Source organism: Citrobacter portucalensis, assembly GCF_023374935.1.
GTDB lineage: Bacteria > Pseudomonadota > Gammaproteobacteria > Enterobacterales > Enterobacteriaceae > Citrobacter > Citrobacter portucalensis.
Window position 1 is genome coordinate 2,862,169 of the sequence record NZ_CP092466.1, and the last position, 13,386, is coordinate 2,875,554.

Consider the following 13,386-nt stretch of genomic DNA (forward strand, 5'->3'; position numbering starts at 1 on the left):
GCCCTTCTTTAAATAATCATTTGTGTCGCAAATTCTTTACAGTTTTTAAACTATTGAGATGAATCTGATCGACGTAAAAAATCACTATGCCTACTATTAGCTCATGGCTTTAGATCAACACATTGATTTATAAGCATGGAAATCCCCTGAGTGAAACAACGAATTGCTGTGTGTAGTCTTTGCCCATCTCCCACGATGGGCTTTTTTTTGTCCTGATTTTGGCACCAGAACCAGCAATGGCGGCGTTTAAGGGATGTAGCACGTTGAGGGTATGCGATTACCTGTGTGCCGTTTGTGTACCATTTGTGTGCTACCAGCGTAAATCAGGTGAGTGTTACAGTAATTTTCCAAAGCACTCACATGTTCATTTTTTAACCAAAAACAAAACTAACTTTAATCATAAATCACTTCACGGGGTGATCTTCTCCCTGAAAACAGTACCAGGCTAAACTGAAGTCTTCGGTCTTTCTTCCATCTCACTGAGAGGCGCATTGCCATGAAAAAGACCCGTTATACCGAAGAACAGATTGCGTTTGCACTGAAACAGGCCGAAACCGGCACCCGCGTCGGGGAAGTCTGCAGAAAGATGGGTATTTCTGAGGCCACTTTTTTATAACTGGAAGAAAAAATTTGCCGGTCTGGGCGTGACCGAGCTGCGGTGTCTGCGGCAGTTGGAGGATGAAAATCAGCGGCTGAAGAAACTGGTGGCTGATCTGAGTCTGGACAAGGAGATGCTGCAGGAGGTACTGAAGCAAAAGTTCTGAGGCAGGCTCAGAAGCGCCAGGCGGTACATTTCCTGCGAGAGGCATACCGTATCAGCGTCCGTCGGGGATGCGGATTGCTGATGCAGAGCAGAACTGTCTACCACTGGCAGAGTCGGCGTGACGATCGGGCAATAACGCTGCGCATCAAGGAAATTGCGGAAACACGAATACGCTACGGTTGTCCGCGCATTCACGTTCTGCTGCAACGAGAAGGTTGGCTAATTAACTATAAGAAAACACACCGGATTTATTGTCTGGAAGGCCTGAATTTGCGCAGGAAACGTCCCCGCAGGCATAATCAGTGTGGCACACCGTCAGCAGCGTCCGTCCCTGACGTACATCGATCAGTGCTGGAGTATGGATTTCGTGTCGGATAGTCTGTTTAATGGACGGCGCTTCCGGGCGCTGACTGTAGTGGATAATTTTAGTCGGGAATGCCTGGCGATCCATGCCGGAAAATCATTGAAGGGTGAAGATGTGGTCCGGGTAATGGAAGCACTGCGGGTGCTGGATAATCGTCTGCCGGTACGTATTCAAACAGATAACGGTAGCGAGTTTATCTCGAAAAGTCTGGATAAATGGGCGTATGAACACGGTGTGACGATGGACTTCTCCCGCCCCGGAAAACCGACAGATAACCCGTTTATTGAATCGTTTAACGGAAGCCTGCGGGATGAATGCCTGAATATTCACTGGTTCCTGTCGCTGGAAGATGCGCAGGATAAACTCGAGAAGTGGCGCAGAGAATATAATCATGAGAGGACACATTCATCATTAAATGACATGACTCCGGCTGAATTTATCCGGAGCCTGCAAAAAGACGAAGATCTCTGATTTAGCACTGCATTGATTTTGGGCCAGGGTCAGCCGTTCATGTTAATCAACGTTTAGTAGCTTTCAATTGTTCTAACCAAAAGTTAGCCTTATATGCTACATCCATATAACCCCCCTGTCTCTTAGCTTCAGGATAGTGCTTGCTCCACTTATCAGAGATAGTAGCATCTAACCCTAATGATTGTGCTGTCTCCCTGCATTCCTCTAATAGAATCATTGCATCCTTTTCAGCACCTATGAATTTAGGCGTCATAGACTGACTTTTTAATACAGGTTCAGGTGGTAAAGCAGCTAGCCTTTCCTCTTCAAATAGGAGAGATAGTAACCGGCGTTCTTTTGCTAGCTCGTGTTCTATTACCTTTATCCTGTCTCTACATCTTTCTATTCTTTGTTCAACGGGTAAACGCCGTGGCTGATATTTTATTTCAGGGTTAAACATTTAATAGTTCCCATTATCATAAGAACACCACCCCCCTCTATGGTGGCTACCGTAACCGCCGTGGGGGTGTTCACCTTTAGGACAAGCAAAAGCTGAACCTGACAGACATACTAATAACACTGCTAATAGAATTTTCAATTTAAATTACTCTGGTGAAATAGTTGATATGTTGCATTGAGCTACTACTTGCGTTACGCCATTTGAAGTAGTCTGAATAACACCTTTATCTACCGCATTATCCGGCTCGTTATAGAGAAACTCATAAACAAGAGCATAAGATGCATTATTTGCATTATTCATCATTATTACTTCTTGAAGATGTTTAACACCATCCAATTCAGTTACAGAAGAAGAAATATCAAATCCTTCTTTATGGGCTATTGCCTTATTGTTATGAATTATCACTATCTTCTCTTGTTCATTAGCTATATTCTCAGAGTAGATAGCGGAATAGCCATTATCACAATCTGCTTTAGTTATATATGTCAGGTCAGCAGCATTAGCACCAAAAGCAGACAACAGTAAAACACCTAATATCAACTTCTTCACATTGCCCCCCATCAGGTAGTCACTAGCAGCGTTTTAATCACAATCACTAGCTAGCAGAGGGTGAACAGCTTCACAGGCTCTACGGGCATCTTCTATTTGTTCCCGTTCCCCTGCTTTACGTTCCTCATTCGCTGTAGCGGCTTGTGCGGCTTCCTGCTGCATCTTCTCTCGTCCCTCTGGTGTTAAGTGTTAAGTTGGCGTGTGCCTGTTCGCTTGCCACGAGGCTCTGTACTTGCTCTGGTGTAGCTGCTGCTATTCCACTGGTGCAGCCTGAGAGCAGAGCACAGGCGATAGCCGCTATTAATACCTTTTTCATTTGCTCACCTGTTCACAGTCCATCTGATATAAAGTGCTATTAGCTGAATTACTGATATCAGTGCTCTGCACCATTGCAGTTATATTACCACCCTTATCAAAAGTCAGATTGTAATCTAGCGAAACAGAATCAACCATTTTTTCATATTGCAAATACACATTCTGTCTATCAGGTGAATTTATTAAATCATCACGAGCGTTAGCCCAATCTAAAGAAAGATGCACCCCGTTATTATCCAGAGCATGAGCACCACTATCATAGATGGTTAATACTCGCTTCTGAGTTATATCAGATTCTTTTTTAGCACCTTTAGTCCAGCAGACATAGACACCTGTAAAATCTTTTTTATTCTCTGAGTGACAGCCAGCCAATATAGAGCAAGCCATAACAGCTAATAAAATCTTTTTCATTATTAATCACTTTTCTCTAACAGATTGCATCAATAACTTTTCATGTCTCTTTAAAACATATAAAGTTTGGTTATAGTTCTTTAATGCCTTTCCAGCCATCACATATGAACCTTCAGCTTGCCTGAGGTCAAATAACAAATCTTTATATATCTTATTAAGGCTTTTAATGTTCTTTTGGTTAGCGCCTCTGATAGCTTGCTTAACAGCCCTCAACTTTGCATAGTAAGCAAAGTAATACACTTTCTTAGCCATTGTCACAATATAAGCATCATCCCTCTTCATCTGGATGAGGTTAATAGATTCCTTACTGTAGTATTGAATTTTAGCACTAAGCATACAATCACCTTAAAAGAAAGCCTCTATCAAAGAGGCTCTATATTATTATCGTACTGGTTCAAGTTCTTTTGCTACAGCATGATGGTTATGAATAGCAACGAACAAACCACCTAATGGCATTAACACCCACCAAGGGGCGTAATCTCGGACGTTAGCATCATGTGATTCCATATCGTTATGTTTAGTCACAGCCACATTATCTAACGTCAGCATGTTTTCAAAGTGTGATAGACACTTATTATCTACAGTGCCTACTAAGTCTGCTGATACTACTTTATTACTTGTGTTATCAATGGCTGCTGAGTATGCACAAACGTGAGTTGTAACATCACCTGTACTATCACCTACAGTGTAACTACTACCAATAGCAGCGGAATCAACCTCACCACCATAGTTATATTGAGACTCACCATAAGCACCACCAATAGAGTTACTCTGAGAGTGGCCTACAGATGAGCTACCTTGATTACTGTCCCACTGATAGGTGGTGATATGTTCATCTACTTTCATTGTTCTGCTAGGGATACCAAGCTTTGCTACCAACTCTGCTTTAGTCATATTGGAACCATTAACAGTAGAGTGGTCATACTTACTAAATAGCTGCGCGGAATAGTAGATCACTGAAAGGGAACTCAGCCCGGATTGTGCGATCTGATCAATCGCCAAACCAACCAAAATCACCAACCGGACTGAGCGATGCCGATCATAGTACCAATACCCCGTGGCGAACGACGCCTGATGCAGAAAGCTATTCATAAAACGCGTGATAAAAATCATGCCCGCAGACTCACGGCCATGCTGATGCTTCATCGGGGTGAACGGGTCAGCGATGTTGCCAGAACTCTCTGTTGTGCCCGTTCATCCGTTGGTCGCTGGATTAACTGGTTTACGCACTCAGGTATTGAAGGCCTGAAATCCTTACCCGCAGGGCGCTCCCGACGCTGGCCTTTTGAACATATCTGCACCCTGTTACGTGAGCTGATAAAGCATTCTCCCGGCGATTTTGGTTATCAACGTTCACGCTGGAGCACCGAATTACTGGCAATAAAAATCAATGAGATAACCGGTTGCCAGTTACATGCAGGAACCGTTCGCCGCTGGTTGCCATCTGCGGGGCTTGTATGGCGCAGGGCCGCGCCAACTCTGCGTATCCGTGACCCACATAAAGATGAAAAGATGGCGGTAATCCACAAAGCGCTGGATGAATGCAGCGCAGAGCATCCGGTATTTTATGAAGATGAAGTGGATATCCACCTTAATCCTAAAATCGGTGCGGACTGGCAGTTGCGCGGACAGCAGAAACGGGTAGTGACGCCGGGGCAGAACGAAAAATACTATCTGGCCGGCGCACTGCACAGTGGCACGGGTAAAGTCAGCTACGTGGGCGGCAACAGCAAAAGTTCAGCGCTGTTTATCGCTCTGCTGAAGCACCTGAAAGCCACTTACCGGCGGGCGAAAACAATCACGCTGATCGTTGATAACTACATTATCCATAAAAGCCGCGAAACACAGCGCTGGTTGAAAGCAAATCCCAAGTTCAGGGTAATTTACCAGCCGGTTTACTCGCCGTGGGTGAATCATGTGGAACGGCTATGGCAGGCACTTCATGACACGATAACCCGTAATCATCAGTGCCGCTCAATGTGGCAGTTACTGAAAAAGGTCCGCCATTTTATGGAAACCGCCAGCCCATTCCCCGGAGGAAAACATGGTCAGGCAAAAGTGTAGCGGTATTAGGCGCAGCTATTTAGGAATGTCATTAACACAACCAGCTAGTAAACCCGCAATAATAGCCGTGAGTAAAAAACGCTTCATTCTGAATGCCTTTATTATCTATATAACACAAACACCACTACAAAATAGTGATGGGAAATAGGCCAAATCTAAAGCCTATGAAATGGGCTGCAATTAAACTCCTAATGTATATTCGTGTAAACCAACAGGCACAGATTCAGCACAAATACATTAAGAATTTATTAAGTTACTAATCCCTTCACACCTTCTAATCAGAGTCCACTTCTTAATTCACCGTATACAATTACACGGAAGTTATAACGGATATAACATGTGTGAAATATGTTTATTAATGTTTCTTTTTACTAGGTAGTTATTACCACTTACGCGATAGAGAAGCAGCCTGTAGACGTGTGTTAGCTCTGCTAACTAGCTGAAAGATAACAGGCAAGGCATACGGTAGATATGTGGGCATCGCGTAGTTATTTACAGACAAATCACACACTTATAGCCTTATTTCTTCCTTTGGCAGGCACTGAAAAGAGAAAAGATGGTGTTACAGACTAAGCCAATCCTTATAAACCATCCATTAATTGCAGCCGGGAAAGCCCTATAAATTCCCTCATAGTCTTATAAATCTCCTTATTACTCTTACAAGCCTCCCTATAAGTTCTAAGCCCCCTCGTAGCTTCAGGCCGCCTGTAAGGCCAACACGGAAACAATAGAACAGAAAGAATACAAAGCTGATGGTGGTAGCACACAGCAAGCACACAAGATGAGCCCAAGACCTTGATACATAAGGGATATAGCAATTCTACCAGAATTATCATGTAGCACAGGCAATGGTGAGGCCTGAACAGGCTTAACATACAACAGTAATACAATCTCAAGACGGAGAGAAGGCTAACACATTGATATGTATAGGTGATTGTAGATTACCATAAACTACACATCCGAACCGACAAGCCCTGTTCTTGCTATGATTTTCTGTAAGAGATTCTAAGGAGTGTAAAAACAAAGGGTGGAATTGGGTGGGTTATTGATAGACACGCTTAGGGTGCAGTTGAAGGAAGCGGATTGTTAGCATTGCACAACGTGCTGTTGCCTTCGCAGGCTCTGTCGTTTGAAAGGCAATCTCTATCGTGTTTTTGCCGTGCCGCTGACGCCACAAGTATCCTTTCTTTACGGAGTGCTGCAAGTGTGCAATTTTTGTGTTCATAGCTAAGCCTCATGATCTCTAGATTTTCACTGTAAGCCTCGTTATCTCTGGTTACCCATCTCCCACGATGGGCTTTTTTTGTCCTTCACACAGCCAATCCTCCAGCCTTTCCGGGCAACACACCTCCTCTTCCTTCGGCGTACAACAAATAATATTGCACAAAATACTGTGACTCTCTTCAAGCAGAAATATCCACAGCAATGTTATTACTATTCCACCGTCTTTTATGAAGTGACCAAATAATGAACGCATTAGAACTACAGGCGATCCGCCATATTTTTGCTATGACGGTGGAAGAAAGCGCCAGGTATATCGCGCGCGATAACAATGTTGCCGCCTGGCAGCAATGGGAAAAGGGTGAAAGAGAAATTCCAGAAGTCATCATCCGCATTTGTTCAGAAATGAAAGCAAGGAGGAAGTTAAGAATTAATGCAATTATCGACAAAATAAATAATCGTATCGGTAATAACACCATGCGTTTTTTCCCCGATCTGAACGCTTTTCAGGCGGTTTATCACCACGATAGTTTTCTCGACTGGAAAATCTATCAGTCGGCTGCCGTTGAACTCTATGCTCACGATCTCGAGCGTATGTGTTAAGAGATTGCAACGCCATACCTATTTAGCCTCTTCGCTGAGTAACACATTATGAAAAACACCTATTTCTTCACTGCGATAGGGCTGTACCTAAATTACCTGGTGCACGGCATGGGGGTCATTCTGATGAGCCTCAATATGTCTTCGCTGGAACAACAGTGGCAAACCAATGCTGCGGGCGTCTCGATTGTTATTTCCTCACTCGGTATCGGCCGCTTAAGCGTTTTATTAGTGGCAGGGATGCTTTCCGATCGCTACGGTCGCAGACCATTTATTATCCTTGGTATGACCTGCTACATGATTTTCTTTATTGGCATCATCAATACTCACAGTATTTTTCTTGCCTATGCTTTTGGTTTTTTAGCAGGAATGGCAAACAGTTTTCTCGATGCCGGAACCTATCCCAGCCTGATGGAGGCATTCCCCCGTTCCCCCAGCACAGCCAATATTTTGATAAAAGCCTTCGTCTCCAGCGGTCAGTTCCTGCTGCCGATGATCATCAGCCTGCTGGTGTGGAGCGAACTTTGGTTTGGCTGGTCCTTCCTGCTGGCGGCTGCCGTTATGATACTCAACGGCGTGTTTTTGTTTCGCTGTCGGTTTCCGCCACATCCCGGGCCTCATACCGTCATCCGGGCACAACCTGCTGAACGAGAAACCGCACAACCTGAACATCGTTGCTCCCTGCTCGACCTTGCCAGTTACACCCTATACGGCTACATCGCAATGGCAACATTTTACCTGGTAAGCCAGTGGCTGGCGCAATACGGACAGTTTGTCGCAGGAATGTCCTATACGTTATCTATCAAACTGTTAAGCATTTATACCTGCGGCTCTCTACTGTGCGTGCTGATCACCGCCCCGCTGGCGCGAAAAGCAGAACGCGCGACATCGATGCTGATGCTGTATACGTTTATCTCATTTGCCGCACTGTTGATGGTTTGTCTGCATCCGACACCCTACGTGGTCATTATCTTTGCGTTTGTCATCGGTTTTTCTTCCGCTGGGGGCGTTGTGCAAATCGGTTTAACGCTCATGGCCGCACGCTTTCCGCATGCGAAGGGCAAAGCGACCGGGATTTACTACAGCGCGGGCAGCATTGCGACCTTCACCATTCCATTGATAACAGCAAAACTCTCAGAAACCAGTATTGCTCACATCATGTGGTTTGATACTGGTATAGCCGCTGTTGGGTTCCTGTTGGCGTTGTTTATTGGTTATCGCAGCCACATCGCGTCAAAGCATCAGCTAAAAATGGTACAAGCCGTAGAATAGCGTGGATGCAATATTGTTCCCCCCTTCTGCAAAATAATTGGCATATGTTTTAAAACATCAACAAAATACCGGCTGGCAGAGTTCAATTTCACAGTGTGTTATGCAATATACCTGGTAACTTAAACGCCATGCTATGTAGGTTCTGTGGCTGCCGCCCGGTATATTAATTACAGGTCGCCGCAATTTAAACAATATCGACGAGCACAGAACAATTTTAAAATCCGCAAGGAGTTGTGAAAATGCCTCAAAGCAAGACCTTTAATACGCCATTTCTTTTGGCGATAACCTGTATTTATTTAAGTTATTTCCTACACGGCATTAGCGTCATTACACTGGCGCAAAATATGACCTCTCTTGCAGAAAAGTTTTCCACCGACAATGCAGGAATTGCCTATTTAATTTCAGGCATTGGTCTGGGGCGACTAGTGAGCATCTTATTCTTTGGCGTGCTCTCAGATAAATTTGGTCGTCGGGCTATCATTCTGTTAGGGGCTATTCTTTATATACTGTTCTTCTTCGGTATTCCCGCCAGCCCTAATCTGATGATTGCCTTTATTCTGGCCGTTTGCGTTGGCGTGGCAAACTCGGCACTGGATACCGGTGGGTACCCGGCGTTAATGGAATGCTTCCCTAAAGCCTCTGGCTCAGCCGTTATCCTGGTGAAAGCTATGGTCTCGTTTGGGCAGATGATCTACCCCATCGTCGTCAGCACCATGCTGCTCAACCATATCTGGTACGGTTATGCGGTCATTATCCCGGGAGCGTTGTTTGTAGTCATTACCCTGATGCTGCTAAAAAGTCGTTTCCCCAGCCAGATGGTGGATGCCGGCATCGCGAAAGATCTGCCACAGATGAACAGTAAACCGTTGGTCTGGCTGGAAGGTGTGGCATCCGTCATGTTTGGTGTTGCTGCCTTTTCGACTTTTTACGTCATCGTGGTCTGGATGCCGAAATATGCGATGGCCTTTGCCGGTATGGCAGAATCCGACGCATTAAAAACAATCTCTTACTACAGTATGGGTTCGTTGGTCTGCGTATTTATCTTTGCCGCACTGTTGAAAAAATGGGTACGACCTATTTGGGCAAACGTATTTAACGCCGGACTGGCAACCATCACCGCAGCCGTCATTTATTTATACCCATCTCCGCTGGTATGTAACGCAGGTTCATTTCTCATTGGATTCTCTGCCGCTGGCGGTATTTTACAGCTCGGTGTCTCGGTGATGTCAGAGTTCTTTCCCAAGAGCAAAGCCAAAGTCACCAGTATTTATATGATGATGGGTGGCGTAGCCAACTTTATTATCCCATTAATCACCGGATACCTCTCTAACATTGGTCTGCAATACATTATTTTGCTGGACCTTGCATTTGCTCTGTTGGCTTTTGTCACCGCCATCATCGTCTTTATTCGTTACTACCGCGTATTTGATATCCCCAAAAATGATGTGCGGTTGGGCGAGCGTTATTTTCAATAAATTGTTTAGAAGGAGTATTAAATGGACGTAACTGCAAAATATGAACTGATTGGTTTGATGGCCTACCCTATCAGACACAGTCTGTCGCCTGAAATGCAAAATAAGGCATTAGAAAAAGCGGGATTGCCATTCACTTACATGGCATTTGAAGTTGATAACTCAACGTTTGCTAATGCCATTGCCGGGCTGAAGGCCTTAAAGATGCGGGGTACCGGGGTCTCAATGCCCAACAAGCAGCTGGCATGTGAGTATGTTGATGAATTAACGCCTGCAGCCAAGCTGGTCGGCGCAATTAACACTATCGTCAATGATGATGGTTACCTGCGTGGTTACAATACCGATGGCACGGGCCATATTCGTGCAATTAAGGAAAGTGGTTTCGATATCAAAGGTAAAACCATGGTACTGTTGGGCGCAGGCGGTGCGTCGACGGCCATTGGTGCACAGGCAGCGATTGAAGGCATCAAAGAAATTAAACTCTTTAACCGCCAGGATGAGTTTTTTGCCAAAGCGCAGGAGTTTGCCAAACGCGTCAATGAAAACACCGACTGCGTGGTCACCGTTATCGATCTCGCCGATCGCCAGGCTTTTGCTGACGCACTTGCCAGCGCAGATATTTTGACCAACGGCACTAAAGTCGGCATGAAGCCGCTGGAAAATGAATCTCTCGTGACCGACGCTTCCCTGCTGCGTCCGGAACTGCTGGTAACCGAATGCGTCTACAACCCGTATATGACCAAATTATTGCAGCAGGCACAAAGTGCTGGTTGCAAAACAATTGATGGTTACGGCATGTTGTTGTGGCAAGGGGCTGAACAGTTCAAGCTCTGGACCGGGAAAGATTTCCCACTGGAGTATGTGAAACAGGTTATGGGTTTTGCCGCCTGACAGGCAAGCATTTGTACAATAGTTAAAGGGTAATCAATGAAAACCGTAACCGTAAAAAACCTCGTTATTGGCGAGGGTGCGCCGAAGATCATTGTCTCGCTGATGGGTAAAGACATCGCAACGGTAAAAAGCGAAGCACTGGCCTATCGCAAAGCGGATTTCGACATTCTGGAATGGCGCGTAGACCATTTCACTGATGTCTCTTCCATTGAGGCTGTGTTGGAAGCTGCGCGCACCATCCGCGATGTGATGGCTGACAAACCACTGCTTTTCACCTTCCGTAGCGCCAAAGAAGGCGGTGAACAGGCTCTGTCTGTCGAGCACTATGTTGCACTTAACCGCGCGGCGGTAGACAGCGGTCTGGTGGATATGATCGATCTGGAACTGTTTACCGGTGACGAACTGGTCAAAGCGACCGTCGAGCATGCGCACGCGAAAAATGTCTTTGTGATTATGTCTAATCACGATTTTCATAAGACACCAGCCGCGGAAGAGATTGTCCAGCGCCTGCGTAAAATGCAGGAGCTGGGCGCAGATATCCCGAAGATTGCCTTGATGCCGCAAAATAAAACGGATGTTCTGACGCTGCTTAGTGCCACGCTGGAAATGCAAGAACGCTATGCCGATCGCCCGATAATCACCATGTCGATGGCTAAAACAGGGGTGATTTCACGTTTGTCTGGTGAGGTTTTCGGTTCAGCGGCAACCTTTGGGGCAGTAAAAAAAGCCTCCGCACCAGGACAAATTTCGGTCACCGACCTGCGTACTGTATTGACAATATTGCATCAGGCTTAATTACAGATATATCCATATAAATATCAGTAATGCCCTACCCCAGATATTCGTCTAACCACGAATATCTGGCCGGTAATTAAGCGTTATTAAATAACTCACAATATTATTGTCGAATATAGCGACAGGTAGTCGCACGCATATAATCTGGAGTTCACATGAAATTTTCAAGGCCAAATCGTATAGATGGTCGGGTACCCGTATTATCCGCTGCAGATGCAGTCAATTATATTCCTGATGAAGCAACTCTTTGTGTATTAGGTGCAGGCGGGGGTATTCTCGAAGCAACAACATTAATTAACGCACTGGCTGAAAAATATAAAAATTCTCAGTCACCACGAAATTTAGCGTTGATTAGTCCTACAGGTCTTGGTGACCGTGCCGACCGGGGAATTAGTCCACTGGCACAGGAAGGTTTAGTCAAATGGGCATTATGCGGCCACTGGGGACAATCACCGCGAATCTCCGATCTGGCTGAACAAAATAAAATTTCCGCCTATAACTATCCTCAGGGCATATTAACCCAAACCCTGCGTGCATCGGCGGCTCACCAGCCAGGGATCCTTAGTGATATCGGCATCGGTACATTTGTTGACCCTCGCCAACAGGGCGGTAAGCTGAATGAAGTGACCACCGAAGATCTGATCAAATTGGTGGAAATTGATAACAAAGAGTACCTGTATTACAAAGCCATTGCGCCAAACATCGCCTTTATTCGCGCCACCACTTGCGACAGTGAAGGCTACGCCACCTTTGAAGATGAAGTGATGTATCTTGATGCACTGGTGATTGCCCAGGCCGTACACAATAACGGTGGCATCGTTATGATGCAGGTGCAAAAGATGGTGAAGAAAGCCACGTTGCATCCGAAATCGGTACGTATTCCCGGCTATCTGGTCGATATTGTGGTCATCGACCCCGACCAAACGCAACTGTATGGTGGCGCGCCGGTTAACCGCTTTATCTCTGGCGATTTTGTTCTCGATGACAGCCAACAGACTGCCCTGCCGCTCAATCAGCGTAAACTGGTGGCCAGACGCGCCCTGTTTGAAATGCGCAAAGGTGCGGTCGGCAACGTTGGCGTAGGCATTGCCGATGGCATTGGCCTCGTCGCTCGCGAAGAAGGCTGTGCTGATGATTTTATTCTGACAGTCGAAACGGGTCCGATTGGCGGCATCACCTCTCAAGGTATTGCTTTCGGCGCCAACGTCAACACCCGCGCCATTCTGGATATGACTTCCCAGTTTGACTTCTATCACGGTGGTGGATTGGACGTGTGCTATTTAAGTTTTGCCGAAGTCGATCGCCACGGCAACGTTGGCGTACACAAATTCAATGGCAAGATCATGGGTACCGGCGGTTTTATCGATATTAGCGCCACCTCCAAAAAAATTATTTTCTGCGGCACGTTAACTGCCGGAAGTCTGAAAACGGAAGTTGCCGATGGCAAGTTAAATATCGTGCAGGAAGGTCGGGTGAAAAAATTCGTCAACGAATTACCTGAAGTGACTTTCAGCGGAAAAATTGCTCTCGAACGTGGACTTGATGTGCGTTACATCACTGAGCGCGCTGTATTTACGTTAAAAGTAGATGGTCTTCATTTAATCGAAATTGCACCGGGAGTCTCTTTACAGGAAGACATCCTGGACAAGATGGATTTCACGCCAATCATTTCGCCAAATCTGAAGCTGATGGACGAAAGATTATTTATCGATGCCTCGATGGGTTTTGTGTTACCCGACGCCGCCAATTAAAAGGAGTA

13 protein-coding genes, 1 other RNA gene and 1 pseudogene are annotated in these 13,386 nt (G+C 45.6%); 9 read left to right on the forward strand and 6 right to left on the reverse strand.

All coding sequences use genetic code 11. The annotated features are described in order from the left end of the window. Positions 1–103 precede the first annotated feature (103 nt). Both rprA and LY264_RS13920 read left to right on the forward strand, forming a co-directional pair. Positions 104–211, forward strand: an RNA gene (gene rprA, locus LY264_RS13915) — antisense sRNA RprA. Positions 212–496: 285 nt separating this feature from the next. Then, positions 497–1,598: pseudogene (locus tag LY264_RS13920) on the forward strand (IS3 family transposase). Positions 1,599–1,644: 46 nt separating this feature from the next. Here LY264_RS13920 and LY264_RS13925 read toward each other — a convergent pair. The 6 genes from LY264_RS13925 to LY264_RS13950 all read right to left on the reverse strand — a co-directional run bounded on the left by LY264_RS13925 (position 1,645) and on the right by LY264_RS13950 (position 4,206). Further along, positions 1,645–2,037 carry a hypothetical protein gene (locus LY264_RS13925; protein WP_048226715.1) on the reverse strand — a complete coding sequence of 131 codons (393 nt, stop codon included), beginning with the start codon at positions 2,035–2,037 and terminating at the stop codon, positions 1,645–1,647. 144 nt (positions 2,038–2,181) lie between these two features. After that, the gene (locus LY264_RS13930) at positions 2,182–2,586 is read right to left on the reverse strand and encodes a hypothetical protein (protein WP_048226716.1); all 405 of its coding nucleotides are present in this window, start codon (positions 2,584–2,586) and stop codon (positions 2,182–2,184) included. Between the two features lie 124 nt (positions 2,587–2,710). Continuing rightward, positions 2,711–2,902: a putative periplasmic lipoprotein gene (locus tag LY264_RS13935; protein WP_048226717.1), complete on the reverse strand. Its 192-nt coding sequence runs from the start codon at positions 2,900–2,902 to the stop codon at positions 2,711–2,713. Further along, positions 2,899–3,312 (reverse strand): hypothetical protein, encoded by a 414-nt coding sequence (locus LY264_RS13940; RefSeq protein ID WP_032943187.1) that lies wholly within the window; start codon positions 3,310–3,312, stop codon positions 2,899–2,901. The genes LY264_RS13935 and LY264_RS13940 overlap by 4 nt, the downstream gene beginning before the upstream one ends. A gap of 6 nt (positions 3,313–3,318) precedes the next feature. Beyond that, positions 3,319–3,648 (reverse strand): hypothetical protein, encoded by a 330-nt coding sequence (locus tag LY264_RS13945; protein ID WP_048226719.1) that lies wholly within the window; start codon positions 3,646–3,648, stop codon positions 3,319–3,321. A gap of 45 nt (positions 3,649–3,693) precedes the next feature. Continuing rightward, complete coding sequence (locus tag LY264_RS13950; protein ID WP_249457340.1) at positions 3,694–4,206, reverse strand: hypothetical protein; 513 nt, start codon at positions 4,204–4,206, stop codon at positions 3,694–3,696. A 138-nt stretch (positions 4,207–4,344) separates the two neighbouring features. On the opposite strand from LY264_RS13950, the gene LY264_RS13955 reads away from it, so the two are divergent. From LY264_RS13955 to LY264_RS13985, 7 genes are all read left to right on the forward strand, one after another. Then, positions 4,345–5,376, forward strand: coding sequence for an IS630-like element ISEc33 family transposase (locus tag LY264_RS13955; protein WP_001395480.1), 1,032 nt, complete (start codon positions 4,345–4,347; stop codon positions 5,374–5,376). Between the two features lie 1,467 nt (positions 5,377–6,843). After that, positions 6,844–7,200 (forward strand): YdiL family protein, encoded by a 357-nt coding sequence (locus tag LY264_RS13960; protein WP_048226721.1) that lies wholly within the window; start codon positions 6,844–6,846, stop codon positions 7,198–7,200. A 48-nt stretch (positions 7,201–7,248) separates the two neighbouring features. Next, positions 7,249–8,469, forward strand: a complete 1,221-nt coding sequence (locus tag LY264_RS13965) for an MFS transporter (protein WP_071692178.1) — start codon at positions 7,249–7,251, stop codon at positions 8,467–8,469. A 239-nt stretch (positions 8,470–8,708) separates the two neighbouring features. Continuing rightward, positions 8,709–9,944 carry an MFS transporter gene (locus tag LY264_RS13970; protein ID WP_048226724.1) on the forward strand — a complete coding sequence of 412 codons (1,236 nt, stop codon included), beginning with the start codon at positions 8,709–8,711 and terminating at the stop codon, positions 9,942–9,944. A gap of 21 nt (positions 9,945–9,965) precedes the next feature. Continuing rightward, entirely contained in the window at positions 9,966–10,832 is an 867-nt protein-coding gene (gene ydiB / locus LY264_RS13975; RefSeq protein WP_048226725.1) for a quinate/shikimate dehydrogenase, read from the forward strand. A gap of 36 nt (positions 10,833–10,868) precedes the next feature. Further along, positions 10,869–11,627, forward strand: coding sequence for a type I 3-dehydroquinate dehydratase (gene aroD, locus LY264_RS13980; RefSeq protein ID WP_008784597.1), 759 nt, complete (start codon positions 10,869–10,871; stop codon positions 11,625–11,627). A 155-nt stretch (positions 11,628–11,782) separates the two neighbouring features. Beyond that, entirely contained in the window at positions 11,783–13,378 is a 1,596-nt protein-coding gene (locus LY264_RS13985) for an acyl CoA:acetate/3-ketoacid CoA transferase (protein ID WP_048226727.1), read from the forward strand. Positions 13,379–13,386 lie beyond the last annotated feature (8 nt).